Below are 23,289 nucleotides of genomic sequence, written 5' to 3' on the forward strand. Positions count from 1 at the left end.
CCCTCGGCTGAGCCGAGGGAAGGGGGCCTTCACGCGCGGAACGACCTACTCGGTCACCTCTTCGATGGCGGAGGTTCCCCGGGAGCCGGGGTTCCCGTACCGCTCCCACACCTCGTTCAGCCGGATCCGCCCGTCCGGCAGGAACTCCGGCGTGTTCGTGCTGTGCCCCGCGATCACCTGCCCGCTGGCCAGCACCATCGTGTAGGCCATGTCGATCGTGCCGTCCTCGCCGCACTTCCCGGTCAGCGAGCCGAGCCGCACCCCGCCGCCGGTCAGCTCGGCCCACACCAGATCGTCCTTCTGCCGGTACAGGGTCACCGGCGCGTTCGGATCCGTGCTGACCTTGCGGAACCGTTTCCCGTCGTAGTTGATCATCCGTCCAGCTCCGTCCGAGTCGGGAACCAAAGGTCGTCCGAGGTCAGCTCCGCGAGGTCGTACTTCCCGAGCGCGCTGGCGAGCAGCCGCAGTTCGAGTTCGAGGCAGCGCACCAGCCGCACGAGCCCTTCGTCCGCGTCCTCGTCGACGGCGAGCAGCGCCGCCCGGCCGAGGCCGACCGCTGAAGCGCCCATCGCCAGGCACTTCAGCGCACGGGCCCCTTCCCAGATCCGCCCCGACACCAGCAGCGACGCGTCGTGTTTGCCGACCCGGCGCAGGCATTCCACCAGCGGCAATCCCACCTGGTCGAGGAACACCGACGGCGCCCAGCCGGTGCCGCCCTCGGCACCGTCCACGGTGACGGCGTCCGCTCCCGCCGCCCACGCGACCCGCGCCGCCTCGCCGACGTCGCGGCCGGGGTGCAGTTTCACCCAGGCGCGGGCCCGCGGGTAGTTGTTGCGCATCAGGTGGATCTGCTGGCGCAGGATCTCCCCGGTGAAGGTGCCGGGGCTGCTGGACCGCAGCACCATCGCCTGATCCCTGCCGAAGGCTTCGTCCACTGTGTACTGTTCGGCGATCTCGCCGGCGGCCGTGCGCGAGAGCACGGTCATCCCGCCGAGTCCCGGTTTGGCGCCCTGCCCCACCTTGAGCTCGAACGCCAGCCGCCCGGTCTCCAGCAGTTTCGTCGCGGACGGGTCGCTGTAGACGAGGTTCCACACCTCCGCGTCGGCGTCTTCGGTGCTCTGCTGCACGACGACACCACCCAGCCCGTCCGGCACGGCATCGGCGTACGCGCGGATGCGGCCGAGCAGGCCGTCTTCGGCGCTTTCGCCCATCCGGCCGTACCCGTGCATGGGGACGACGTTCTCGCCGATCACCATCGGCATCCCGAGCCTGCCCGCCTGCTCGCTCGCGGCGATCCCGAGCCCGCTGCCCGCCACCTGCGTGGACCCGAACGCGCACAGGAACACCGGCGACGGCGCGGTGAACCCGCCGAGCACGGTCGACAGCCCGACGTCGCCGTAAACCGGTTCACGCGCGAGGTCGAACATCTTCTCCAGGCGCCGCGGGACGAACACCGGCGGCACGATCCGCGCGCGGTCGAGTTCGTCCGGCGGAGTGCCGGCGTCCGCGCCGAACAGCGACCGGCCGTATCCCGCGACGTCGGGGAAGATCGCCGCGCTGCCTTCCCGCGCCCTGGCCCGGATCGCGTCCTCCGGGAGCTGCCGCGCGGTGATCACGGCGCCGCGATCCCGGGCAGCTTCGGGTACGCGTTGGCCTGCCAGATCGCGTCCAGCCCGGCGATGTACCGCGTCACCCGCTCCAGCCCCATCCCGAAACCCGCGCTCGGCGGCAGCCCTTCGCGCGCGAGGTCGAGGTACCAGGCGTACTTCGCCGGGTTCTCCCCCGTCTCCCGCATCCGCTCGATCAGCCGCCGGTACTCGTGCGTGCGCTCGCCGCCACTGCACAGCTCCCCGAACCCGTCCGAGGCGATGAGGTCGAAGTTCCGCAGTACTCCCGGTTCGGTACTGGACTCGCCGTCGGTGAACCCGCGCGAGCCCTTGGGGTAGTCGACGATGAAGAACGGCCGGTTCGTCTGCTCCGAGATGATCCGCTCGCCCTGCCAGTCGATCTCCGCGTCGGCGCTCTGCCCGTGCCGAAGACCTTGCAGCCGCGACACCGCCTCGCGATGCGTCATCCGCTCGAAGTCCTCTTCCAGCAACGCCGTGAACGCCGCCTGGTCCCGGCCCAGCGTGGCAAGGTCCACTTTGGACTCTCGCAGGGTGTGGGAGACCACGTGCCGCAAGAGTCCCTGCGCGATATCGAGGACCTCCTCACGACTGGCACGGGCGACCTCGACGTCGATCTGGGTGAACTCGACCAGATGCCGTCCGGTGGTCGAGGTCTCCAGCGGCTCCAGCCGCACGTTCGGCGCGACGTAGAAGATCTTGTCGAACGCGAGCAGCGAAGCCTGCTTGTACAGGATGACGCTGGTCATCATCTTGTACTTGTGCCCGTAGTAGTCGACGTCGACCTGCTTGGCCCCGCGGCATCCCGGGTCGGTGACCGGCCCGATCAACGGCGGTTGCAGTTCCACGAACCCGTTCATGCCGAGATACTCGCGGGTGCCCGCGGTGATGCTGTTCTGGATACGCAACGCCGCCTGCGTCACCGGTGACGTCAGATGCTCGCGAGTGCCCGGCGGCAGCGCCGCCTCCGATGGTCCGGTCATGTCCTGCTCCCCTGTGTCAGTCGGTTCACGGTCTCGATTCCCGGCAGCCCGTACTTCTCGTCGAACGACCGCTCGACGTACCGGAGCGCGTCCAGCAGATCGCCCGAGGTCATCCGCCGTTCCGCGGGCAGGTCGACGAGGTCGCCCAGCGGCATCGCGCCGATCCGCTGCCACTCCAGCCGTCCACCGGCGTCCAGCCGTCCGCGCGCGCGGCCCGCGTTGTCCGGGTGCAGGCAGAACGGGACGTCCAGCTGCCCCCGCGCGAACGCGGTGACCAGCGCCCTGCCGAGATCGGTGTCGAGCGAAAGAACGTTGTCCACCAACGCCTTCGCCTGCGCGTGGATCCCGGTATCACCCAGCCTGCCGATCCGGGACACTCCCCGCGCGGCTTCGGCCGCGTGTTCCAGCGCGGTCACGTTCTCCGCCACGGTCGGCAGCCGGTGCGCCTCGGCGGTGGTCTTGACGATCAGCCTGCTCGCCCCGGTGCGGGCGGCCAGCCGCGCGGACTCCGCGATCAGCTCCAGCGCGCCGCCCGGCGTCCTCGGGTGGACGCCCATGTAGCCGTAGATCACCACATGCGTCCGCGCGTGCGGCACGTATTCCCTGATCAGCGCGTGCAGGGCGGCCACGGCCTCCTCGTCCTGCCCGGCATGGGTCTGCTGCGCGTAGCTGAAGGACAGGCAGCGGATCCCGTGCCGCCAGAAGAACATCCCCTCCAGCACGCTCAGCGCGACCAGCAGCGCCGGCGGGCAGAGCTGGCCCATCATGCAGCCGCCGAAGGTCTCCAGGTGCGGTTCCAAGGCGGGACCGCGGGCCTCGGCCAGCGTTTCGCACGAACGCCGCCAGTTGTCGACGGCCGCCGACAGCGGCATCCGGCTGTACGGCAGGCAGTACGACACCGGGCCGCCCTCTGTCGCGTGCAGCCCGAAGTCCAGCAGCGCCCGGACGATCCGGCGGGGATCCGCCGAACCGTGCCGGACCTGCACCGGGAAGTCCCCGGTCAGCACGCCGTCGAGCAACGCCGCCGTCGTCGCGGGATCGTGGTCGACGAGCGGGTACCCGTTGAGATCGGCACCGGCCGCCAGCGCCGCGCGAGCCGCCTCGTGGTCGCCGACCCTGGTGTAGCTGTCGATCGTGATCGTGCCGACCGTCGCGGCCCTCGCCGCCCTGGTCGCCAGCAGCCCGCGGGTCATCCGGCCCGGATCGGCGAACCCCATCCGGGGCTGCACGACCAGCTCTCCCCTGGCGTGGTGGCGCGCGACCACCTCGCCGAACGAATGTCCCCGCCGTGGGGTGAGCACGCTCATCCGGCGCCCAGCGGGACGCCGGGGGCGCGCACGGACAGGGTGCGGAGGAACGTCCGGAACGGCGTCAGCCCGCCGGAGTCCTCGAACACCGCGTCGAAGCCGGCCTCCAGCAGCCGCGCGGCGTTGCTGCCGCCCGTCACGTCGAGCTTCCCGCCGATGACGACCGGCATCGTGACCAGCTCCGCCCGCGCGCGGAAGGATTCCATCAACCGGACGCCGTCTTGGCGGCCGTGCCCGTTGAGGCTGCTGATCACCAGCAGATCCGGCCGCCGGGTGACGCACTCGCGCACGATCGTCGCGTCCGGGACGCAGGCGCCGAGGTTGGTGACCCGGCAGCCCAGTTCCTCCAGCAACAGCTCCAGGTACACCAGGTTCCAGGTGTGCGCGTCGGACGAGAGCCCGGTGACGAGCACGTCGAGACCGGCGTCCGGGAGCGTGGGCTGGACGGCTTCGATGGTCATGGTGCGGCGTTCTCCCTCTCTCCTCGGTCCGGCCGCACGTCGATCTCGATCAGCGCGACCGCCTCTTCGGCCAGGCGCGACGCCTCCGCCGGGCTGTCCGCGGTCACCATCAGGTCGCCGACGCGGTCCCACGAACTGCGCAGCCCGTCGAACCGGTCGCCCGCCGAGACACTGACGTCGCACATGAACACGCCCTCGGCCTGCGACGCCTTCTCCACGCCGCGCACGTCCTCGATCAGGCCGGGCTCGATCGAGAGGAACCGGACCGCGGCGCCGCCTTCGGCCTCGCGCGGCAACAGGTCCACGACCGGTTCGTCCTTCATCACCGAGAAGTAGGCGCGGTTCAGCTCCACCGGATAGGCGCGCTGGATCAGCTCGATGATGCCGTCGCCCGCGAACCGGCCGGCGCATTCGACCAGGTACGGGACGCCATCCGAGACGATCCACTCGCAGTGGACGATCCCGGTGCGGAACCCGGCCGCCGAGGTGAGCCGCCGGGTCTCCTCGGTCAGCGTCGCGGTCAGCTCGTCCGGGATGTCGGCGGGGACGATATGCGCGAGCTCGATCGGTCGCGGTCCGGGGAACAGCCGCTTGCCGGTGACGTTGGCGAACAGCGGTTCGCCGTCCCGCAGCAGCATCTCGACGCTGAACTCGTCACCCTCGACGAAGCTCTCGGCCAGCATCTTCAGTTCCATCGCGCGGTCCGGGACGAAGATCCCCTCGTCCTGCACGACGCAGTTCGTCCACGCCTGCTCGGCCTCGGCCGGGTCGGTGAGCACCTGCGTCCCCACCGACGCTTGCCGGTTCGCGGGTTTCAGCACGGTCCTCCCCGGATGCCGCGCCATGAACTCGCGGACCTGCGCCGGGCTTTCGACGCGCGCCGACGCCGGATTCGCGATCCCCGCCGCCCGGCTGACCAGACGCAGCACCGCCTTGTCCCGCAGGATCTGCGCCGCGCCGAACCCCGCGCCCGGCAGGCCGTAGCGTTCCGCGAGCCGGGCCGCGAACGGGGTCGCGTACTCGGTCAGCGGCACGACGGCGGCCGGGTCGAGGTCGTGGTGGACGTGATAGAACTCGTCCGCCTTGCCGGGCAGGTGGAACTCCCATTCGATGAGCTCGCGCACCAGCGCCGAACCGGCCACCGTCTTCCGCGCGTCGCGTTTGCGGATGACGTCGGGTTCTTCGACGAAGATCACCGAGCCGTCCGGCTGGAAGTCCTTGATGGACGAACCCAGCGCGGCGGCCACGAACCCGACCAGTACCACCGGCCGCGTCATGACTGCTCCTCTACGTAATACCAGTTCTCCGGGTTGATCAAGCCGTACGGGTTGATCGGCGAGAAACCGCGCAGGTTGCCCGCGACCTCGAACAGCCGCCGCGGGAACGTCGGCATGAAGATCACCGGCGCCTGCTCGGCGATGTACTCCTGGTACTCGTACAGCGCTTCGAGCGAGTCGGTGGTGACCGTCTTCGCGATCAGCTCGTCCGCCTTGGCGTCACGCCAGTTGCTGAAGTTGCAGGCCGCGCCGCTCTGGAAGAGGTTCTCCCCGGTCGGATAGTTGTAGACCCAGCCGCCGCCCCAGCAGGACAACTGCCACATCCGCTTCTCGCCGGGACCGTCCTCCGCCACCAGGACCGACCCCATCACCTCTTCGAGGCGGATCTCGATGCCGGCCTTGGCCGCGTCGTCCCGGAACTGCGCCATGAGCCGTGCCAGCGACGGCCGTCCTTCCCAGTAGCGCAGGGAGAAGCTCAGCTCCGTGCCCGCCGGGATGCCTTCGCCCGCTTCACCGGGACCGGTGCCGGGACGCACGCACACCGCGGGCGAAGCGCTGACGTCCCAGCCGTTGTCTGAGAGCAGCTGCCGGGCCTTCTCCAGGTCGAACGGCCAGAACCCGCCGCGTTCGGCGATCTTCGGCGACACCAGGTCGCTCTTGGGCAGCACCGGGATCGACCCGGTCTGGCTCCAGCCGTACCCCTGGTAGACCTCGCGCGCCCCGTACTCCTGGTCGAAGCAGCTCTGAAGGGCCTGCCGGATGTACGGCTGCCGGATCATGTTCCCGGCGACGGTCGGGTTGCTGAAGTTGACCGCCATGAAGTTGATGTTGAACAGGATCTGCGGTTCCAGCTGGAAACCGTCGCCCAGCGGGTTCGGCCCGCCCTTGGTCGGGTCGCCGTCGGGCTGGACGCCCATTCCCGGCGGCAGGAAGCCGACCTGGACGTCACCGGACTGCAGCAGTTCGTACTGCTGTTCGTCCGACGTCGTCGAGACCTGGCGCAGCTCGTCGAGATGCGCCGGATTGGGGCCGCTGTAGTGCTCGTTCGGGACGAAGGTGACGACACCTTCCTCGGTGTAGCTCTTGAGCCGCCACGGCCCGTTCACCACACTCCACACAGGACTGTCGGCCCAGCGCGTGCGGTGCGAGTTGTCCTCTTCGACGACGTCGCCGTTCTCCGCCATCAAGAACTCGTAGACGGCTTCGGCCTGCTCGATGTCGTGTGTCGCGTCGGCCGGGCCGTCCGCGGTGCGGTCCCACGCCTTCGGCATCGGCGTGATCATGGTGAGCTGGTTCAGCAGCACCCAGTTCTTCGAGTACGCCTTGTCGAAGGTGAAGCTCACCGTGTCGTCGGCGACCTTCCCGAACGACACCAGGTTGTCCGGGAAGTAGCCCTCGGAGTAGGCGCCGAACCTCGGCCCCTTCACCTTCAGCATGTTCATCCAGAAGATGACGTTGTCCGCGCAGAGCGTCTCGCCGTTGGACCACTTCCACGGTTTGATCCGGACCGTGCAGGTGCGGCCGGTCTCGTCCCACACCGGCTCCTCGCCGACGCTGAGGTCCCAGTCGATCTCCGGCGCGCCGTCCCGGCCCAGCCAGTAGAGCGGCCGGTACATCAGCATCTGGAACTCGTAGAGGCTCCGCACGCCGAAGCGCTCGCCCGGGGTGAAGGGGAAGATCACCGCGGGCGGGAACCCGGGAAGGCAGGCCCAGGTGGCGACGCCACCCTTGATCGGCTTGTCCGTCATGACTTTCGTTTCCTCCGCTCGTCGCCGCGCTCAGGCGGCGGTCGCCTCGAGAACCTCGGCCGGCCGTTTTTCCTGCGCTGACAACGGTTTCGCCAGACTGAAGTAGGTACCGATCACGATCGCGCCCTGCAGGAGAGCCAGTCCCCAGAAGGCGTAGGGCACGGAAGCCGCGTCCGCCAGCGAGGACAGCACGACCGTCGCGCCGACACCGAGCCCGAGGCCCAGTGCCTGGGTGCCGCCGAAGATCCGGCCGACGCGTTCCTCCGGGCTGGCCCGCATCAGCAGCGTGCGGGCCGCGATCCGGCCCTGCGCGAAGCAGAATCCGGCGAACGGGATCGCCGCCATCAGGGCGATGTAGTGCAAGGGCTGGATGGCGAGGCAGATCAGGTTCCCGAGGGTGCCGAGCACGGCCAGATGGATGCCCTTGAACCGTTTGCTGACCTTGCCGTACGCGGCGGCGCCGACGATGAACCCGACGCCTGCCAGCGCGTCGACCACGCCGATCATCCACGCGCCCTGGTTGAAGGTCTGCAGGATCAGCGTCGTCAGGATGACGTTGGCGACCATCAGGCCGATGTTGCCGTTGGCGTACAGCAGCGCGAGCCGCTTGATCGGCTGCCGCACCGGGACCTCGACCGGCGCCGACGGTTCGGTGGCCGTGATCTCCTCCACCACCGGGGCTTTGGCGGGCTTCCGGCCGATCGCGTAGACCAGCACGGCCGACAGGACGAAGCTCAGCGAGTTGAACACGAACAGCGGAGTGGCGCCGAACCAGATCACCAGGAAGCCTGCCAGCGAAGACGCCAGCAGCATTCCGGAGTTGCTCGCCATCTCGAAGTGGGAGTTGAACTTCCCGAGCCGCTCGTCGCGGATCCGTTCCTTGATCAGGCCGTTGCTGGCGGGCATGAACAGCGCCGCGGTGCACGCGAGCATGAAGTTCGCTATGTAGGAGCCGAGGCTCGCCGGGCCGCCGATCCACAGCCACACCGGCAGCGCGAACGCGGTCATCGCGCTCACGAGGTCGGCCGCCACGCACAGCATCCGGCGGTCGACCTTGTCGACCAGCTTCCCGAACATGACCGCGAGCGCGACCTGCGGGATGGACACCGCGATGAACAGCCAGCCGACCGCCAGGGTGGTCTGCTCAGCGTGGAAGACCAGGATCGCGGCAGCGGTGATCTGGAACGCGTTGCCCGCCGTGGTGATGAAGCCCGCCGGGACCAGCAGGCGTTCGGCGAGCCGGGAACTCCGGGCCGCGTCGGCGGAAAGGGTGCTGTCGAGTGACATGGGGTCTCAGACCTCGCTCGTCGGGGGGAATTCCAGTGATGGCACGGGGAAAGCCGTGGTGTGCGTGACGTCGAAGGCGGCCGCGGTGATCCGGGGTTCGAAGCCACCGGCATCGGCGGCACGCCCGGCGAGGTCGATCAGGATCGGCGAGGCACAGCCGATCAACGCCCGCAGTTCGAGGAAGAGGTCACCGAGCCGCGCGCGGAGCATCTCCTGATCGAGGTTGCCCTTCAGCGTGCGTTCCGTCGCCGCGCGCAGGCGTTCGACATGCTGCACGATCAGATCGGCGGCACGGCTGAGGCTGAAGTCTTCGAGCTCGTAGTTCAAGGCGAACCGGGAGACCATCGCCGCGGCGCGTTCCGTGGCTTCGGTCGACACCGGGAGCGAGCCGTTCTCGCCACCGACCTCGGCGGTGAGTTTCGCCAGGGTTTCGGCGAGTTCGTTCCAGGGCGCGACCAGCCGCTCCCCCGCGACCTTCTCCAGCGCGGCACGGGAGAAGTTGGTCCGTGCGAACTCCGGAGCGGTGAGGTTGAGGTGGAACCGCGCGATGTCGCGGGGCACCTCGGCCGCCAGGTCACGGGCCCAGACCACGTGTCCCTTGCTGGTGGAGAACTTCTCGTTCTCCAGCTCGTAGAACTCGTTGACCAGCAAGGTGTCCGGGAGGACGTAGCGGCCTTCGAGGGCCATCAGCTCCGCGACGTGGACGACTCCCCAGGTGAACAGGGGGTCGAAACCCATGAACACCACGACCCGCGCGTCGTTCTCCGCGAGCCAGGCGTCGTCGTCGGCGACCTTCGGCTTCCCGTTGCGCCGCAACGCGTACTCGGTGCAATACATCGAGGCGGGCATACCCTCGACCCAGGCGTTGAGGCGTTGCCCAGGTGTCTGGAGGAACGGTGCCGGCAGGCCCCACTTCACCGGATACGTGATCGCGAAATCGGGCAATGGCCCGGCGAGCAGCTCCCGCATCAGCCCGAGCACATGCGGCCGCCACGCGGGACCGCGTTCCTCGTAGTAGGCGAGGAGCCGCTCGCGGTACTCCGAAACCGGGAAGACCATGATCTCGGTTTCGCGGTAGGTCACCTCGTCTGCCGGGTCGAGCACCGAGTACGGCTCAATGAGCGCGTCGAAGTCGATCGGATGCCCGCAGCCCTCGCAGAACCCGCCGCGGCTGTCGGCGAGGCACGTCGGGCAGCCACCGCCGACGAAACCCTCGACCAGGAACTCGCCCTTGCTCTCGCTGTAGGGCAGCCGCACCTTGCGCAGCCGGAGCTTTCCCTTGTCGTACAGGCGTTTGACGTAGTCGTAGACGAGCGCCTTGTAGCCTTCGTCGGTCGGCGAGAAGCCGTCGACCTCGACACCCATCGCCTTGAACGTGCGCTGGATGTTCTCCGTCGACTGCTCCACCAGTTCGGGCGGTGTCAGCCCGACCCTGGCCGCGCTGGTGACGAGGTAGGTCTGGCTGTCGTCGGTGCAGGAGGCGAACACGGCCTCGCGGCCCGCCGCGCGCAGGTACCGGCGGTGCACGTCGGCACCGAGGTACGGGCCGGCGATATGCCCGATGTGCAGATCCCCGTTGGACGTCGGCGGGCCGCCGATGATCACCACCGGTCGCTGTTCGGTCATGCTCACGCCTCCGCCTCGTGCCGGGCGGCGAACTTCACCGTCATGTCCGAGTCCCACCAGATCGCGTACATCTCGAAGTCCTCCGCGCCGTCGTTGAGGATGCGGTGCTCGGTGCCGGGCTTGTGGAATTCGATGTCGCCGGGGCGGAAGGCGCGGCGCTCTCCCCCGGACTCGACCACGGCCTCGCCGCTGACGGCGATGAAGATCTCGTACTCGTGATGGGAATGCGCACCCGTCGCGCCGTGCGCCGGCACCGTGACCCAGGCGCCTTCGAACGGCGCGTTCAGCGCCGCCCACGGCAGCAGCCGCTGGCCGTAGGCACCGTTCTCGAAGACCATCTTTTCCCGCTCGAGCGGACGGATCTCCATGACTTCCTCTTCCTTCTCGTGGGTCAGCGGGTGACGGCGATCGGGGCGGTTCCCGAAGTCGGCTGCGGTGGCACCGAAGGGTTCTCGCCGCGGTGGGCGAGGAGGTCCTGCAGGATGTCGTTGGCCCGCGGGGCCAGGACGCTCAGCAGGGAGTCCGCGATCCCGTGCGTGGCCTCGTTGACGCCCTGCAGGTAGACGGCCGCGGTGGCGGGCTGGTCGATCTCCAGCCGGTAGTCGCGGGTCACCTTGATCTCCGACAGGCCGATCGACTTCGCGATCTCCTGGACCATCCTCGGCATCTCCGGCGAGAAACCGGTGCCGAGCAGCACGAGGTCGGTGCGCAGTTCCTGCGTCTCGCCGGTGCGCCGGTCGGTCAGCTCCAGCACGATCTCGTCGCCCTCGTCGCGGGCGTCGGTGATGTCGTTCATCGTGATCATCTTGAGCCGGGAACGGCCGGACAGACGGTCCAGGTAGATCGAGCGGTAGAGCGCGTCCATCGTGCCCGGCGCCAGCCCGGAGTAGTTCGTGTGGTGCATCTCCTTGAGCATCTGCTCGCGCGCTTCCGGCCGGGAGCCGAAGAAGGTGTCCACATGGGACGGGAAGAACAGCTCGTTGTTGAACTTGCTGCTCTCGTAGTAGTTCAGCCCGATCGAACGCATCACCATCGTCGGCTTGCATTCGGGCAGATCGTGCTGCACCGAGCTGAAGAGTTCCGCCGCGCTCTGCCCGGCGCCGATCACCGCGACGCGGTACGGAAGGTCCTTGCGCAGCTTCGCGATCCTCGGCAGGTACTGCGTGCTGTGGATGACGCGCTCCTGGTTCACCGTCCGGAGCTGATCCGGGATCCGCGCGTCGCGTCCGGCGCCGACCACCAGGTACCGGCTGCGGATGACCTCGCCGTCTGCGACGTGCGTGTCCCAGCCGGTCAGTGTGCCGTCCGTCCACACGGGAGTGATCTCGCGGCATTCCCGGCCACGCTGCAGATCCACCAGTGACAGCGAGTCGGCGGTCCACTTGAGATAGTCGGCGAGCTCCACCCGGTACGGGACGAAACTGCCCATGTTCACGAACTCGTTGAGCCGGTTCGTGGCGTGCAGGTAGTTCAGGAACGAGAAGCGGCTGCGCGGGTTGCGCAGGGTCACCAGGTCCTTGAGGAACGAGACCTGCGACAACGCCTCCGGCAGGAGCATGCCCCGCTGCCAGGAGACCTCTTCGTCCCGTTCGAGCAGGACCGATTCGCGGGCCAGGCCGGGCGCGAGCTCTTCCAGTGCCACTGCGAGCGCCAGGTTGGACGGTCCTGCTCCTACTGCGAGCAGCTCGACATCACGGTTCGCCATTTGTTTGCTCCGCCATCGTTTGAGAGTGCTGGGAAGGTGTGGTGCGGTGCCGGTGCGCGGTCAGGCGCCGGCGGCCACCGAAGGCAACAGGGGGTGCGCGGTCAGCCGGACCTGGGCCATGGCCTTGTCCAGCACCGCTTCGCAGTCTTCGGGATCGGCGCCCGCGCAGATCACGTACGCGTGCCGCGAGATGAACTCCGCCGGCGGCAGCCGCAGGCGGCCGCCCGGCTCGACGAGCACGTCCGCGGCGAGAATGCCGTTGTCCCGCAAGGTATCCGGAACGGACACGGACTCGACGACACAGTCCTGTTTCGGGTAGCCGAACCGCACGCCGACCCACCGGGGCTCGGCCTCGTGCGGGATGTGCGGACGCATGCCGAGCGCGACGTCGACCGCGGCCGCGCCCGGGTCGACCCCGGTCGCGAATTTGGCGAGCAACGGGATCAGGTCGCCGCCGAGCCTGCCGTTGATCTCCACGATCACCGGCCCTCGTCCGGTGAGCTTGAGCTCGGTATGGGTGATGCCGTACCGGAAGTCGATCGCGCTGTGCGCGCGGGCCAGCGTCGAGCGCAGGACCGGGTCGGCGAGCAGTTCGTCCGCGGAGCTGACCAGGTGGCCGAGTTCCTCGAAGTACGGATGCATGCCGACCGTCTTGCGGGCCACGAACATCGGCGTGTACTCGCCGTCCACGACGGCACCGTCCACGCTGATCTCGGGGCCGCTCAGGTATTCCTCGACCAGCGCCCCGCCCTTGTAGGCGGGAGAGCCGCCGAAGCTCGCGTCCTCCGCGGTCCGGAACGCCTTCCGTACCGCCTCGGCGTCTTCCGCGAGGCTGACGCCGATACTGGCCCCGCCCCCGCGCGGCTTGACCACGACCGGGTACCCGATCCGCTCGGCCACGCGGACGGCCTGATCGTCGTCGTGCACGAACCCGAAATCGGGCTGCGCGACGCCGGCCGCGGTCAGCGTCCGGCGGCTGAACCACTTGTCACGGCAGCCTTCGATCGCGGAGATCCCGGCACCCGGCACCCCGAGTTCGTCCGCGACATGCGCCGCCGCCACGATCAGCGCCTCGTCCCAGGACACCACGCCGAGCACCGGCGTCGTGGCGTGGAGCGCGCGGGCCGCGGCCAACACGGCGTCCTGGTCCTGTGTGTCCAGTACCGTCGCGCCGGTGATGTGGCGCTCCTGCCAGGTCGGTTCGGTCCCGTTGAACAACCACAAGGGATGCCGGCGCCCGGCCGACGCCAACAGGTACTCCCGGTACGGCCGCATCCCGCAGCCGATCACCAGGACAACACCCTCCGCTGAGCTCATTCCCTCTCCCCACCAGCCCGTCGCTCCGTCGCGGGCTACTACATCCCGGGGGCGGGTTGACCGGAACCCTTGATTCGGGAAGAACAATCAACGGGGCGTAGCGTCAGAGGGCCGCTTCGTAGGCGGCGGCGAGGCGCTGCAGCACGCCGGGGCCGTCCTTCTCCGGTGCCGGCGCGCCGACGTGGACGACCCGGAGTTCGGCCATGAACTCCGACCACAGTTCCGGCCCGCCCGCGGCGAGCAGTTCGGCCCGGACCCGCAGGCGCTCGGTCGTCGGACGATGCTCGATGCCCCAGGCCCCGAGGTGCGCGAACACCGGCACCAGCTGGATCGACGCCTCGGTCAGGCTGTACGCGGCCCGTTTTCCGGGCCCGGCGTCCTCGCGGGTCAGCAGACCGGCCTTGACCAGCCGCTTCAACCGGTCGGCGAGGATGTTGGACGCGATCCCCTCTTCGGATCCGGCGAGCAGTTCCCGGAAATAGCGCCGGGTGCCGTACATGATGTCCCTCAGCACGAGCAGGCTCCAGCTGTCGCCGAACGCCTCGACCGCGGCGTTGATCGGGCAGCCGGAACGGGCGGGTTCCGCCATCCCTTCACCTCCACCAGAAGTGGTTGCAATCTACCATCGCCCACTTTATCGTGGGCCGACCGATTGCATATCGCAAGCACCAGGAGGCCGGGATGCTCGAACCACGGACCGCCGACGGGAAAGTGCTGTGGCATTTCACGATGTCCCTCGACGGCTTCGTCGCGGGCCCTGGCCACGGCATGGACTGGATGACCGGGATCGCCTCCCGGCCGGACCTGATCGGCGAATACGCCACGACCACCGGCGCCGTCCTCGGCGGCCGCGACGGCTGGGACGCCTACCCCGACCCGAGTGGAATCTACGGCGGCGCCTGGAAAGGCCCGCTGTTCGTCCTGACCCACCACCCCGAAGACGCCACGCCCACTGACGGGGTCACGTTCCTGGACTGCGGCGCGGACGAAGCCGTCCGGATCGGGCTGGAAGCGGCGAACGGCAAGAACCTCGAGGTGTTCTCGCCGGACATCGGCCGCCAGCTGCTCGCGCTGGGGTTGATCGACGAGATCGACCTGCACATCGCGCCGGTCCTGCTCGGTGACGGCGTCCGGCTGTACGACAACCCCGGGGGCGCGCCGATCCACCTGCGCGGAGTCGGCAGGGAAGACCCTCGGGGCGTGCTCGACGTCCGCTTCCGGCCTCTCTAGTTCCGGTTCCCGTACGACTGCTCGCACGGATACCCGTCGCGATCGGCGTCCCAGCTCAACGGGCGACCGGCGTTCACCCAGGCCTCGAACGCGTACGTGTACGTGTACGAGAATCCCTCGGCCAAGAGGCGCTGGCACGACGTGCGGGAGGGCGCCCGCGTGACAGTCACCGGCGGCTCGACCACGACCACCGAGGTGGCGGGCGGCGCGACGACGGCGGTGGTCGTCGACGGCGGCACGATCTCCCGCACCACCGTGACCGGTGTCCCGGCCGTCGTCGTCCCGCAAGCGCCCAGTACCGCGACGGCACCCGCCGTCATCAGCAGTGCCGTGACCATCCTGTTCATCTGCCCGCCTTCCGGTGAAACCGCCGAACCCTCACGGGAGGAGAACGGCGGTTTCACCGGCGGCATAACGAGTTTCGCGCGATCGGAGCCGCAAGTCCCTGGAAGTCGGGAGCTTCGGCACGGACCGGGCAGGGCCGGAAGACCCTAGGACAGAACGACGTTCACCATCCACGAGATGCCGAACCGGTCGATGCAGGCGCCGAATTCGTCGCCCCACATCTGCTTTTCGAAGGGAACCGAAACGGTGCCATCGGCCGAGAGTTTCTCCCAGTAGCCGCGCAATTCCTCGCCGTCTTCACCACTGAGGCTGATCGACACGTTGGTGCCCGGATTGTGCTCCATTCCCGGCGGCGTGTCCGAGGCCATGATCGTGTAGCCGCTCGGGGATTCGAGCTGGCTGTGCATGATCTGGTCCTCCGCCGGCGTTCCGGCCATACCGGATTCGCCGAACGTATTCAGCGTCAATTCTCCGCCGAACACCGACTTGTAGAACTCCATGGCCTGCCGGGCGTCGCCGGCGAAGCTGAGGTAGGGATTGAGACGGGAAGCCACTGGAACGCTCCTTCTGGTCGGGTCACGAGCATCCTGGCAGACGCCTCCCGGTGCGACAACGGCTCGGCTACGGCCGGGTGAATTCCTTCACGCGGCGAAAATTCAACGCCGTCTGCCGAATGCGGTGAGCGATTTCCCGAATACCGCTTTAGGGTCCCCGTATGCCTCCGTTCCGGATCCACCCCGCGACGGCCGACCGGTTCGGCGACGTCGCGACCATCCTCAATCCGAACGGGAACGACCGCGCCTGCTGGTGCCTCGCCTACCGCGCGAAACCCGCGGACTACAGCAGGCTGCGCGGCGACGAACGCGCCGAGCACGTCCGCGGCCTCTGCGCGGCGGACCCGGGCCCGGCGTCCTCGCCTACGACGGCACCACGCCAGTCGGCTGGTGTGGCGTCGGCCCACGCGCGCAGCTGCACCTCCTGACGCGTTCCCGCACGATGCCGGCGATCGACGACGTTCCGGTGTGGACGGTCATCTGTTTCGTCGTCCGCGCCGGACATCGCCGCCAGGGTGTGGCGCACGCGCTGCTGGACGGCGCGGTCTCCTACGCCAGGTCGCACGGCGCGCCCGTCGTCGAGGGCTACCCGGTCGATCCCGGGGAGGGACGGATCAACTCCTCCGCGGCGCACGTCGGGACCATCGGGCTGTTCGCCGCCGCGGGGTTCGAACTCGTGGAAGAGACCAAGGCACGCTCGGACCGGAAGCCTCGCTGGCTGATGCGGCTCGATCTGCGCTCTGGCTCGTGAGCCCCTCGGCCATGTCGCGAAAGCCACTTTCGGGACGCCTGGTGTCCCGAAAGTGGCTTTCGCGACGTGTTCGACAGGCGGAAGGCCTTCACGGACCGGCAGGGTGCGGTGACCTCGCACGAAGCGCCCAAATCGGGCATCGGGTACGCCCCTGGNGTCGCGAAAGTGGCTTTCGGCATCCCCGAAGGCCCCTTCCCCACGTCAACGCGGCGAAGGACGCCTTCAGTCCACCCAACCACACCGAAACCCGATAGCTAACGATTGACTTTCGATAGATAACTCGCGAAAATCGATGCATGATCACAGGCCAACGGGCGGTCGCGCCTCTCCGAGTGTTCCTCGTGCTGCTGTTCGGGGTCCTCGTCCTCTTCCAGACCATGTCCCTGCCGGGGCAGTTCGCGCATATGGCCCGGCAGGACCCCGAGATGGCGTATCTGCGCTGGCCCGCGACGGCGGTCTCCATCTTCTGGGTGCTGTGCGTCCAGGTCGTGGTCGTCGCCACCTGGCAACTGCTGACGCTGGTCAAGAAGGACCGGATCTTCACCGAGGCGTCCCTGAGATGGGTCGACGCCATCGTGTGGGCCATCCTCGCCGGCTGGGTGGTGCTGGCGGGCGTGTTCCTCTACGTCGGCTTCAACGCCGGAGACCCGGGTCTGCCACTGCTGCTGTTCCTGGGATTGATCGGCGTCGCCGTGCTGGGCCTGCTCATGGTCGTGATGCGCACGTTGCTGCGGCAGGCCACCACCCTGCGGTCGGACATGGAACAGGTGATCTGATGCCGATCGTCGTCCGCATCGACGTCGAACTGGCCAAACGCAAGATGAGTGTCGGCGAATTCGCCGAACTCGTCGGGCTCACCCCGGCGAACGTGGCGGTGCTGAAGAACGGCCGCGCCAAGGCCGTCCGGTTCAGCACCCTCGAAGCGATGTGCCGGGTGCTCGAATGCCAGCCCGGTGACCTGCTCGAATGGGTCAAAGACTAGGCCACCGAGAACTTCAGGTGGAAGTTGTCGAGTGTCGCGGGCAGCGGCCGCTCCGGCCCGAGGACGGCACCGGAGGCCAGCTCGAAGCGCCGGTCCTTGATCAACCGCGCCAGCATCGTGCTCGCGCAGAACAGCACGAGATCACGGCCGGGGCAGATGGCCGGTCCGGCGCTGAACGGGACCAGCGCCGGGTTGGCCGCCGCGCTGCCGTCCAGCCAGATCCCGGGTTCGAACCGGTCGGCGTAGGGCAGGGATTCGGGGTCGCGGTGGAAGAACGGCGTGAAGATCAGCACCGTGGTCCCCGCGGGTCCCCAGGCGGTCTCGGCCGTGCTCTCGCGCAGCAGCGCGGGCGTGGTCGGCCACAGCCGGACCGATTCGAGGGCACAGGCACGCAGGTACGCGAATTGGCCGGGAGCGCTCGGATCGGCGGCCGCGACCTCCTCGTCGGCACGCTCCCGCGCGTCCGGGTGGGTGGCCAGCAGCGCGAGCGCGCGGAAGGTGACGATCCCGGCGGCGTCGAACGCGAAGAGCCAGTGGGCGACCTGGTCGGCGACGACGTCCATCGACCGCTCCCCCGACGGGCCTGCCGACGCGATGGCTTCGGCGAGGCTCCCCGGCTCGGCCCGTTCCAGGTGGCCGATGAGCCGGGTGCGGAACTGATCGTGGAGCCGGTCGCGCCGGGGGTGCGCGTACGCCCAGTTCGCGTCCTTCCGCAGCCGGGCGAGCGCGTCGGTGAGGCCGTCGTCGCCCGCCGCGGACTCACCGAGCGTGACCCGCCTGACCATCCGCCACCAGGCCACATTGAAGGTGTCCCAGTCCAGCGTGCCGCCGTCCCAGAGTGACGCCGCCTCCTCGGCGATCGCCGCGGCGAAGGGCGCGGCGAGATCGTGCAGCGGTTTCCCCGGTTCGAGGACGTCCTCGTTGAACCGGCGGCGCGGCGCGCGCTCCACCGCGTCGGAGATCAGCACGCCGTGCGGCTGGAAATGCCCCAGCGCCGCCCGCTTCTCCTTGGTAGACGGGCTGAACGGCACCGGCGCGGCGGCGAGTACCTCGCCGACGTCTTCCCCGGACAACGCCAGGTCGATCGTGCGGCCGGGCACCCGCAGGCGCAGCGGACCGGGACCGTATTGGGAGCGGAGCCGTCCCAGCAGCCGCACGGCGGTGCGGTCGAACTGGAATTTCTGTGCCGCGGCCATTCCCAGCGGCCGCCGTTTGATCACCCCGCCGGCGAGGGTGGGCAGGACGACCCGCAGTGCGACACGCACGGTGTCCTGGACGGAAGCGGTGGCCGGTTCGGTCGAAGTCGCCATACGCGTCGGCTACCCGGCGCGGCGCGCGCGTAACCCGTTTGTCCCACGACCGGGCGGGGAATCCGGCCGCCATGGCGACCAAGGCACCCGGGGCGGATCCGCCGGAAACCGTGGATCTGGACAGGCTTCGTTCGGCGGCGTCCGGCTGCCGCGGCTGCGACCTCTACCGCGACGCCACCCAGACCGTCTTCGGCGAAGGCTCCCGCAAGGCGGAGATCATGGTGGTCGGCGAACAACCCGGCGATCAGGAGGACCGACAGGGTGCCCCGTTCGTGGGACCCGCCGGGCGGCTGCTCGACCGGGCGCTCGACGAAGCGGGTTTCGACCGCCGGAAGATCTACGTCACCAACGCGGTCAAACACTTCAAGTTCAAACGGGACGAACGCGGCAAACGGCGCATCCACAAGACGCCGTCCAAGACCGAGATCGTCGCCTGCCGTCCATGGCTGCACGCCGAACTCGCCGCGGTCCACCCGGAGCTGCTGATCTTCCTCGGCGCGACGGCGGCGAAGGCGCTGCTGGGCGACGACTTCCGCATCACCCGGAGCCGTGGCGAGCGGATCGAACTCGCCGAGTTCGGCACCACCGCCGTCGCCACCGTGCATCCGTCGGCGGTGCTGCGCGCGCCGGACCGCGACGAGGCCTATCGGGCCTTCGTCGCGGATCTCGTGGCGGCGCGCGGCGACCGCTGAATCACGCCACTTCGGAACTGCGGCCGCTGTTGTGCAGGCCCAGCATGTCCAGCAGTGTCGCGCAGTCTTCGGGGCTCCTCGCCCGCGAAGCGACGGCGATGGCCGCCTTACGCCGGATCGCCTCCTGCTCCGGTGTGTCCTGGCCTTCCGGCAGCAGGTCCGGTACGGAGTGAAGGCCGAGTTCGTTGCTCATCTGTCCCCCTTGGCTGTGAAGGATGTGTCGCATTGGTACCCGCGGCTCGCGGGTTTGAACACGGGTGCCCCCGATCGGGGGTGAATCAGCTCCGCAGCGCCGGCAGGAGCGTGTCATGGGCGAAGCGGAGGAAGCCTTCCTGCTGGTCGCCGCCGATCTGGATCAACGCCAGATCCGTGAACCCGGCCGCCTCGAATTCGCCCACCTGCTTCACGATCCGGTCGACGTCCGGCCCGCACGGGATCGCCTCGGCGACGTCCTCCGGTTTGACGAACTGGGTGGCCCCGGCGAACCCCGCGGGTCCCGGCAGTTCGGCGTTGACCTTCCAGCCGCCGGCGAACCAGCGGAACTGCTCGTGCGCGCGCCGGATCGCGGCGTCGCGATCCTCACCCCACGACACCGGCAGCTGGGCGATCTTCCTGCTGGGCGGGCCGAGTTTGGTGGCGTCCCACTCCCGGCTCAGCGCCTCGTCCGGTTCCACCGCGATCATCGCATCGGCGATCGGCGCGAACCGGGTCACCGACTGCGACCCGGACACCGCGACCGCGATCGGCACCCGCTGCTCCGGCAGGTCCCAGAGTTTCGCGGAGTCCACCCGGAAGTGGTCACCCTTGTAGTTGAAGTAGCCGCCGTCGAACAGCCCCCCGATGATCTGGACCGCTTCGGCGAGCATCTCGTGCCGGACGTTCGCCGGCGGCCAGCCGCGCCCGACGACGTGCTCGTTGAGGTTCTCCCCCGCGCCGAGCCCCAGGGTGAACCGGCCGTCCGACAACGCCTGGACGGTCGCCGCCTTCTGCGCCACCACCGCCGGGTGGTAGCGCATGATCGGGCACGTCACGAAGGTCATCAGTTCCACCCGTTCGGTGCTCTGGGTCACCGCTCCCAGCACGCTCCACGCGTACGGCGAATGCCCCTGCTCGTCCAGCCAGGGCGAAAAGTGGTCGCTCATGACCTCGAAGTCGAAGCCCGCCTTCTCCGCCCCGGCGGCGTACTTCACCAGGTCTTTCGGCCCGGCCTGTTCGGTCATGAGGGTGTAGCCGATGCGCATGTGATCCTCCTTCGCGTCGACCACCGCGTACCCGCCCGGCCCCGGGATCAACCGGACGTTTATCCGGCGAATCGAACGGGGTACCTGACCGGGGAAAGGAAGGAGCCGCGATGCCGCAGCAGGCTTGGAGCGACAAACGAGAACGTCAGTACGAACACATCAAGGACTCGGCGAAGGAGCGGGGCGCGAGCACCGACCGGGCCGAGGAGATCGCCGCCCGCACGGTCAACAAGAACCGCGCCCAGGCGGGCGAATCGCGCGAAGCGAGCCGCACGTCCCTCGAGGACATGTCCCCTCAGCGGCGGGGTGGCAAGCGGTCGGGGAACCGGCTGGGCCCGAACGGCCCGACCAAGGACCAGCTCTACAACGAAGCGAAACAACGCAACGTCGAGGGCAGGTCGAAGATGTCCAAAAGGGAGCTTCAGCGAGCCCTGGGCCGTTGATCACGCGTCACGCGGCGGAGCACCGCCGCGGTCACCCCACGGCCACGGACGGATGGGTTTCGTAATGGATGCACACGGACGGGGCGGCCTCACCCCCCAGACCCGGTCTCAGTCGGACGGTCTGTCCGACCGGGTCGAACTCCGCCTTCCCGCTGAAGCGGAGCAGATCCCTCTCGTCCGCACGCTCACCCATGGTGTGGTGGCCCGTGCGGACTTCGGCTTGGACGCCATTTCAGACGCGAAGATGGCCGTCGACGAAGCCTGTTCCCAACTTGTCCAGCCCGCTGAACTGGGAGCCGTTCTTTGTTGTGTCTTTCACGAGATACCGGAAGGAATCGCCGTCTCGATCTCGACGCGGACGAACAAGCCTTACCTGCCGAGCGAGACGACGTTCGGCTGGCACGTCCTGACGACGCTGACCCATTCGGTGCGGGCGCGGTGCGAGCCGATTCCCGGCGAAACAGGGGGCACGACGACGATCGATCTCGTGTTGGCCCCGGGAACGAGCGACGGGTGAGTGGGGAGCGCAAGACTCTCACCCGGCAGGCGGACGACTACGCCCAGTGCGAACCGCTCTTCGAGGAGATGTCCTCGCTGCCGGAGGATTCGCGGGCCCGCCGGGAGGTGCGTGCCCGCCTCGTCACCGAACTCCTGCCGCTCGCCGAGCACATCGCCACCAGGTTCTCCGGACGGGGTGAGCCTCGCGAAGACCTGGTCCAGGTGGCGCGGATCGGCCTGATCAACGCGGTCGACCGATTCGATCCCGGCCGCGGGCACGACTTCCTCTCGTTCGCCGTGCCCACCATCATGGGCGAGGTCCGGCGGCATTTCCGGGACACCGGCTGGTCGGTCCGGGTACCGAGGCGGCTCAAGGAACTCCACGTCTCGCTCAGCCAGGGCACCGCCGCGCTGTCCCAGCGGCTCGGCCGCGCGCCGACTCCGACCGAGCTCGCCGAACACCTCGGGCTCGAAGTCAACGAGGTGCGGGAAGGACTGCTCGCCGGCCAGGCGTACCAGACGCTGTCGGTCGACAAACCGGTCCACGACAACGCCACCGAGGCCCTCTCGCTCGCCGACACGATCGGCGAGGAAGACCACGAGATGGCGCTGGTGGAGAACCACGAGGCGCTGCAACCGCTCCTGCGGGAGCTCCCGAAGCGGGAACGCGCGATCCTCGTGATGCGCTTCTTCGGGGGTTACACCCAGACGCAGATCGCGGAACGGATCGGCATCTCGCAGATGCACGTTTCGCGTCTCCTGTCGCAGACGCTGGACCAACTGCGCGGGAAGCTCTCGGAGTAGCACCCCGTGACGGCCTCCTTGAGGGACTTCGGTTCCTCAAGGAGGCCGTCACTCGCGTGCTCAGAGGCGTAACTCGCGTGTTTGAAGGCGTAACTCGCTCATCCGGCCCCAAACACGCGAGTTACGTCTTTAAGCACGCGAGTTACGCCTTCGATCACGCGCCGGCAAGTACGTGAAGGCCCCCTTCACCGCGTCCAGCGCGGTGAAGGGGGCCTTCACGTACTTGTGTCACACGGGTTTCAGCGGATCGTGCCCCATCGACATCAGCTTGTGCCGCCAGTGCGCTTCGCCCGCGACCGGTTCGAGGTCGTCACGCCGCTGGTCCCCGACCCGCCGGACGACCGAGCGCATCACCCGTTCGTCCTCGGCGGTGAGGTCGGTCCTGCGCTTGCCGAGGATGCCCAGCACATGCCGTCCGGTCGGCGTACCCGCCTGGTCCGGCAAGGCTTCGTCCTCGTCGTCGGCCGACCTCGTGCGCAGCCAGTCGGCCAGTTCCCGCGAGGTCATGTTGACCACGCGATGGAACTCGTCCCACAGTTCGTCATCGATCTCGTGCACGGCGAAACCTCCTGCCAGCACTCGACTTTCTTACGGCGTCGTGTACGGCGCCCGCTGTTCGATGGACGGGCTCGCGGCCGGGTAACGGCCGTCCTGCCCGGGCACCGGCGTCACCGTCGTGCCCTGTTGTTCGGGCTCGACGCGCCTCGGCCGGTTGATGACCGCTTCGGCCTCCTGCTCCCCACGGATCCGCGAGAGCACGCTGAGCGTGATCGCGTGGGCGACGGCCAGCACCAGCAGCAGAACACCCAGCCTGCCCACCACACCAGGAAGGTCGCTACCCCCGATGTCGACGGTCGACAGCAGCGCCAAGACGCCCAGCGTCGCGAGATGGAACAGCACCGTGACGAGCCACGTCATGGAAGCGCCCGCGGCCGGATCGCCGTGGGAACCCCGCAGGTAGCGCTTACCGCTCTGGTAGATGATCAGACCGTCGAGCATGACCAGTGCCACCCCGATGACGAGGAAGGCCACGTATGCGTTGGTAGTCATGCCGGAACGCTCCCTTCGTAATGGACCTCACCCCAGGAGATACCCGGGACCTC

The 23,289-nt window shown here is 68.7% G+C and carries 29 protein-coding genes; 9 read left to right on the plus strand and 20 right to left on the minus strand.

Going from position 1 to position 23,289, the window contains the following annotated elements; translation table 11 throughout:
• Positions 1-45 precede the first annotated feature (45 nt).
• The 13 genes from ACXIZN_RS17085 to ACXIZN_RS17145 form a co-directional block, all read right to left on the minus strand.
• Positions 46-375, minus strand: a complete 330-nt coding sequence (locus ACXIZN_RS17085) for a hypothetical protein (protein ID WP_457955614.1) — start codon at positions 373-375, stop codon at positions 46-48.
• Positions 372-1,616, minus strand: coding sequence for a glutamate synthase-related protein (locus ACXIZN_RS17090; RefSeq protein WP_457955615.1), 1,245 nt, complete (start codon positions 1,614-1,616; stop codon positions 372-374). The genes ACXIZN_RS17085 and ACXIZN_RS17090 overlap by 4 nt, the downstream gene beginning before the upstream one ends.
• Complete coding sequence (locus ACXIZN_RS17095) at positions 1,613-2,608, minus strand: asparagine synthetase A (protein ID WP_457955616.1); 996 nt, start codon at positions 2,606-2,608, stop codon at positions 1,613-1,615. Before ACXIZN_RS17095 ends, ACXIZN_RS17090 begins: the two co-directional genes overlap by 4 nt.
• Entirely contained in the window at positions 2,605-3,915 is a 1,311-nt protein-coding gene (locus ACXIZN_RS17100) for a methylaspartate mutase (RefSeq protein WP_457955617.1), read from the minus strand. Before ACXIZN_RS17100 ends, ACXIZN_RS17095 begins: the two co-directional genes overlap by 4 nt.
• Positions 3,912-4,376 carry a cobalamin B12-binding domain-containing protein gene (locus ACXIZN_RS17105; RefSeq protein WP_126730803.1) on the minus strand — a complete coding sequence of 155 codons (465 nt, stop codon included), beginning with the start codon at positions 4,374-4,376 and terminating at the stop codon, positions 3,912-3,914. The genes ACXIZN_RS17100 and ACXIZN_RS17105 overlap by 4 nt, the downstream gene beginning before the upstream one ends.
• Entirely contained in the window at positions 4,373-5,653 is a 1,281-nt protein-coding gene (locus tag ACXIZN_RS17110; protein WP_457955618.1) for an ATP-grasp domain-containing protein, read from the minus strand. Before ACXIZN_RS17110 ends, ACXIZN_RS17105 begins: the two co-directional genes overlap by 4 nt.
• Positions 5,650-7,401, minus strand: coding sequence for an ABC transporter substrate-binding protein (locus tag ACXIZN_RS17115; RefSeq protein WP_192745040.1), 1,752 nt, complete (start codon positions 7,399-7,401; stop codon positions 5,650-5,652). Before ACXIZN_RS17115 ends, ACXIZN_RS17110 begins: the two co-directional genes overlap by 4 nt.
• 30 nt (positions 7,402-7,431) lie before the next feature.
• On the minus strand, positions 7,432-8,688 hold the full coding sequence (locus tag ACXIZN_RS17120) for an MFS transporter (RefSeq protein WP_457955619.1): 1,257 nt from the start codon (positions 8,686-8,688) through the stop codon (positions 7,432-7,434).
• Positions 8,689-8,694: 6 nt separating this feature from the next.
• Positions 8,695-10,314: a class I tRNA ligase family protein gene (locus tag ACXIZN_RS17125; RefSeq protein ID WP_457955620.1), complete on the minus strand. Its 1,620-nt coding sequence runs from the start codon at positions 10,312-10,314 to the stop codon at positions 8,695-8,697.
• 2 nt (positions 10,315-10,316) lie between these two features.
• Positions 10,317-10,682 (minus strand): cupin domain-containing protein, encoded by a 366-nt coding sequence (locus ACXIZN_RS17130; protein ID WP_037344297.1) that lies wholly within the window; start codon positions 10,680-10,682, stop codon positions 10,317-10,319.
• Between the two features lie 23 nt (positions 10,683-10,705).
• Positions 10,706-12,019, minus strand: a complete 1,314-nt coding sequence (locus ACXIZN_RS17135) for a lysine N(6)-hydroxylase/L-ornithine N(5)-oxygenase family protein (RefSeq protein WP_457955621.1) — start codon at positions 12,017-12,019, stop codon at positions 10,706-10,708.
• Between the two features lie 60 nt (positions 12,020-12,079).
• A complete protein-coding gene (locus ACXIZN_RS17140; protein WP_457955622.1) occupies positions 12,080-13,336 on the minus strand; it encodes an ATP-grasp domain-containing protein in 1,257 nt (418 codons plus the stop codon).
• Between the two features lie 103 nt (positions 13,337-13,439).
• Positions 13,440-13,925, minus strand: a complete 486-nt coding sequence (locus ACXIZN_RS17145) for a winged helix-turn-helix transcriptional regulator (protein WP_457955623.1) — start codon at positions 13,923-13,925, stop codon at positions 13,440-13,442.
• A 92-nt stretch (positions 13,926-14,017) separates the two neighbouring features.
• Here ACXIZN_RS17145 and ACXIZN_RS17150 point away from each other — a divergent pair, with 92 nt between their 5' ends.
• Positions 14,018-14,566: a dihydrofolate reductase family protein gene (locus ACXIZN_RS17150; RefSeq protein WP_457955624.1), complete on the plus strand. Its 549-nt coding sequence runs from the start codon at positions 14,018-14,020 to the stop codon at positions 14,564-14,566.
• Here the strand turns inward: ACXIZN_RS17150 and ACXIZN_RS17155 are convergent.
• Together ACXIZN_RS17155 and ACXIZN_RS17160 are read right to left on the minus strand one after the other, a co-directional pair.
• Positions 14,563-14,913 carry a hypothetical protein gene (locus ACXIZN_RS17155; RefSeq protein WP_457955625.1) on the minus strand — a complete coding sequence of 117 codons (351 nt, stop codon included), beginning with the start codon at positions 14,911-14,913 and terminating at the stop codon, positions 14,563-14,565. The two genes, ACXIZN_RS17150 and ACXIZN_RS17155, sit on opposite strands and share 4 nt — an antisense overlap.
• 144 nt (positions 14,914-15,057) lie before the next feature.
• Positions 15,058-15,465, minus strand: coding sequence for a VOC family protein (locus ACXIZN_RS17160; RefSeq protein ID WP_126730788.1), 408 nt, complete (start codon positions 15,463-15,465; stop codon positions 15,058-15,060).
• Positions 15,466-15,626: 161 nt separating this feature from the next.
• Here ACXIZN_RS17160 and ACXIZN_RS17165 point away from each other — a divergent pair, with 161 nt between their 5' ends.
• The 4 genes from ACXIZN_RS17165 (at position 15,627) to ACXIZN_RS17180 (ending at position 17,198) form a co-directional block, all read left to right on the plus strand.
• Positions 15,627-15,893 carry a hypothetical protein gene (locus ACXIZN_RS17165; protein WP_457960744.1) on the plus strand — a complete coding sequence of 89 codons (267 nt, stop codon included), beginning with the start codon at positions 15,627-15,629 and terminating at the stop codon, positions 15,891-15,893.
• Positions 15,797-16,216: an N-acetyltransferase family protein gene (locus ACXIZN_RS17170; RefSeq protein ID WP_457960536.1), complete on the plus strand. Its 420-nt coding sequence runs from the start codon at positions 15,797-15,799 to the stop codon at positions 16,214-16,216. The genes ACXIZN_RS17165 and ACXIZN_RS17170 overlap by 97 nt, the downstream gene beginning before the upstream one ends.
• 296 nt (positions 16,217-16,512) lie before the next feature.
• Complete coding sequence (locus ACXIZN_RS17175) at positions 16,513-16,992, plus strand: DUF2975 domain-containing protein (RefSeq protein ID WP_457955626.1); 480 nt, start codon at positions 16,513-16,515, stop codon at positions 16,990-16,992.
• Entirely contained in the window at positions 16,992-17,198 is a 207-nt protein-coding gene (locus tag ACXIZN_RS17180) for a helix-turn-helix domain-containing protein (protein WP_457955627.1), read from the plus strand. The genes ACXIZN_RS17175 and ACXIZN_RS17180 overlap by 1 nt, the downstream gene beginning before the upstream one ends.
• On the opposite strand, the gene ACXIZN_RS17185 is transcribed toward ACXIZN_RS17180, so the two are convergent.
• On the minus strand, positions 17,195-18,508 hold the full coding sequence (locus ACXIZN_RS17185) for a cytochrome P450 (protein ID WP_457955628.1): 1,314 nt from the start codon (positions 18,506-18,508) through the stop codon (positions 17,195-17,197). The genes ACXIZN_RS17180 and ACXIZN_RS17185 overlap by 4 nt on opposite strands.
• Before the next feature lie 71 nt (positions 18,509-18,579).
• Between ACXIZN_RS17185 and ACXIZN_RS17190 the strand changes: the two genes are divergently transcribed.
• On the plus strand, positions 18,580-19,200 hold the full coding sequence (locus ACXIZN_RS17190) for a UdgX family uracil-DNA binding protein (RefSeq protein WP_457955629.1): 621 nt from the start codon (positions 18,580-18,582) through the stop codon (positions 19,198-19,200).
• A gap of 1 nt (position 19,201) precedes the next feature.
• Here the strand turns inward: ACXIZN_RS17190 and ACXIZN_RS17195 are convergent, their stop codons facing one another.
• Both ACXIZN_RS17195 and ACXIZN_RS17200 read right to left on the minus strand, forming a co-directional pair.
• Positions 19,202-19,393 (minus strand): hypothetical protein, encoded by a 192-nt coding sequence (locus ACXIZN_RS17195; RefSeq protein ID WP_457955631.1) that lies wholly within the window; start codon positions 19,391-19,393, stop codon positions 19,202-19,204.
• 85 nt (positions 19,394-19,478) lie between these two features.
• A complete protein-coding gene (locus ACXIZN_RS17200; protein WP_457955632.1) occupies positions 19,479-20,441 on the minus strand; it encodes a TIGR03557 family F420-dependent LLM class oxidoreductase in 963 nt (320 codons plus the stop codon).
• Positions 20,442-20,551: 110 nt separating this feature from the next.
• On the opposite strand from ACXIZN_RS17200, the gene ACXIZN_RS17205 reads away from it, so the two are divergent.
• From ACXIZN_RS17205 to ACXIZN_RS17215, 3 genes are all read left to right on the plus strand, one after another.
• On the plus strand, positions 20,552-20,884 hold the full coding sequence (locus ACXIZN_RS17205) for a plasmid stabilization protein (RefSeq protein WP_457955633.1): 333 nt from the start codon (positions 20,552-20,554) through the stop codon (positions 20,882-20,884).
• A 64-nt stretch (positions 20,885-20,948) separates the two neighbouring features.
• Entirely contained in the window at positions 20,949-21,401 is a 453-nt protein-coding gene (locus tag ACXIZN_RS17210) for an anti-sigma factor (RefSeq protein WP_457960537.1), read from the plus strand.
• A complete protein-coding gene (locus tag ACXIZN_RS17215; RefSeq protein ID WP_126730772.1) occupies positions 21,398-22,186 on the plus strand; it encodes a SigB/SigF/SigG family RNA polymerase sigma factor in 789 nt (262 codons plus the stop codon). The genes ACXIZN_RS17210 and ACXIZN_RS17215 overlap by 4 nt, the downstream gene beginning before the upstream one ends.
• Before the next feature lie 228 nt (positions 22,187-22,414).
• Here the strand turns inward: ACXIZN_RS17215 and ACXIZN_RS17220 are convergent, their stop codons facing one another.
• Together ACXIZN_RS17220 and ACXIZN_RS17225 are read right to left on the minus strand one after the other, a co-directional pair.
• Positions 22,415-22,744, minus strand: coding sequence for a DUF3140 domain-containing protein (locus ACXIZN_RS17220; protein WP_126730770.1), 330 nt, complete (start codon positions 22,742-22,744; stop codon positions 22,415-22,417).
• Between the two features lie 30 nt (positions 22,745-22,774).
• The gene (locus ACXIZN_RS17225; RefSeq protein ID WP_126730769.1) at positions 22,775-23,236 is read right to left on the minus strand and encodes a hypothetical protein; all 462 of its coding nucleotides are present in this window, start codon (positions 23,234-23,236) and stop codon (positions 22,775-22,777) included.
• Between the last annotated feature and the right edge of the window lie 53 nt (positions 23,237-23,289).

The sequence above is a fragment of the Amycolatopsis sp. TRM77291 genome, from assembly GCF_054166285.1.

Coding starts and splice junctions, on each gene's coding strand:
- ACXIZN_RS17085 (WP_457955614.1), bottom strand. CDS start 375: ATGATCAACTACGACGGGAAACGGTTCCGCAAGGTCAGCACGGATCCG.
- ACXIZN_RS17095 (WP_457955616.1), bottom strand. CDS start 2,608: ATGACCGGACCATCGGAGGCGGCGCTGCCGCCGGGCACTCGCGAGCAT.
- ACXIZN_RS17100 (WP_457955617.1), bottom strand. CDS start 3,915: ATGAGCGTGCTCACCCCACGGCGGGGACATTCGTTCGGCGAGGTGGTC.
- ACXIZN_RS17105 (WP_126730803.1), bottom strand. CDS start 4,376: ATGACCATCGAAGCCGTCCAGCCCACGCTCCCGGACGCCGGTCTCGAC.
- ACXIZN_RS17110 (WP_457955618.1), bottom strand. CDS start 5,653: ATGACGCGGCCGGTGGTACTGGTCGGGTTCGTGGCCGCCGCGCTGGGT.
- ACXIZN_RS17115 (WP_192745040.1), bottom strand. CDS start 7,401: ATGACGGACAAGCCGATCAAGGGTGGCGTCGCCACCTGGGCCTGCCTT.
- ACXIZN_RS17120 (WP_457955619.1), bottom strand. CDS start 8,688: ATGTCACTCGACAGCACCCTTTCCGCCGACGCGGCCCGGAGTTCCCGG.
- ACXIZN_RS17125 (WP_457955620.1), bottom strand. CDS start 10,314: ATGACCGAACAGCGACCGGTGGTGATCATCGGCGGCCCGCCGACGTCC.
- ACXIZN_RS17130 (WP_037344297.1), bottom strand. CDS start 10,682: ATGGAGATCCGTCCGCTCGAGCGGGAAAAGATGGTCTTCGAGAACGGT.
- ACXIZN_RS17135 (WP_457955621.1), bottom strand. CDS start 12,019: ATGGCGAACCGTGATGTCGAGCTGCTCGCAGTAGGAGCAGGACCGTCC.
- ACXIZN_RS17140 (WP_457955622.1), bottom strand. CDS start 13,336: ATGAGCTCAGCGGAGGGTGTTGTCCTGGTGATCGGCTGCGGGATGCGG.
- ACXIZN_RS17145 (WP_457955623.1), bottom strand. CDS start 13,925: ATGGCGGAACCCGCCCGTTCCGGCTGCCCGATCAACGCCGCGGTCGAG.
- ACXIZN_RS17150 (WP_457955624.1), top strand. CDS start 14,018: ATGCTCGAACCACGGACCGCCGACGGGAAAGTGCTGTGGCATTTCACG.
- ACXIZN_RS17155 (WP_457955625.1), bottom strand. CDS start 14,913: ATGAACAGGATGGTCACGGCACTGCTGATGACGGCGGGTGCCGTCGCG.
- ACXIZN_RS17165 (WP_457960744.1), top strand. CDS start 15,627: ATGCCTCCGTTCCGGATCCACCCCGCGACGGCCGACCGGTTCGGCGAC.
- ACXIZN_RS17175 (WP_457955626.1), top strand. CDS start 16,513: ATGATCACAGGCCAACGGGCGGTCGCGCCTCTCCGAGTGTTCCTCGTG.
- ACXIZN_RS17180 (WP_457955627.1), top strand. CDS start 16,992: ATGCCGATCGTCGTCCGCATCGACGTCGAACTGGCCAAACGCAAGATG.
- ACXIZN_RS17185 (WP_457955628.1), bottom strand. CDS start 18,508: ATGGCGACTTCGACCGAACCGGCCACCGCTTCCGTCCAGGACACCGTG.
- ACXIZN_RS17190 (WP_457955629.1), top strand. CDS start 18,580: ATGGCGACCAAGGCACCCGGGGCGGATCCGCCGGAAACCGTGGATCTG.
- ACXIZN_RS17195 (WP_457955631.1), bottom strand. CDS start 19,393: ATGAGCAACGAACTCGGCCTTCACTCCGTACCGGACCTGCTGCCGGAA.
- ACXIZN_RS17200 (WP_457955632.1), bottom strand. CDS start 20,441: ATGCGCATCGGCTACACCCTCATGACCGAACAGGCCGGGCCGAAAGAC.
- ACXIZN_RS17205 (WP_457955633.1), top strand. CDS start 20,552: ATGCCGCAGCAGGCTTGGAGCGACAAACGAGAACGTCAGTACGAACAC.
- ACXIZN_RS17210 (WP_457960537.1), top strand. CDS start 20,949: ATGGATGCACACGGACGGGGCGGCCTCACCCCCCAGACCCGGTCTCAG.
- ACXIZN_RS17225 (WP_126730769.1), bottom strand. CDS start 23,236: ATGACTACCAACGCATACGTGGCCTTCCTCGTCATCGGGGTGGCACTG.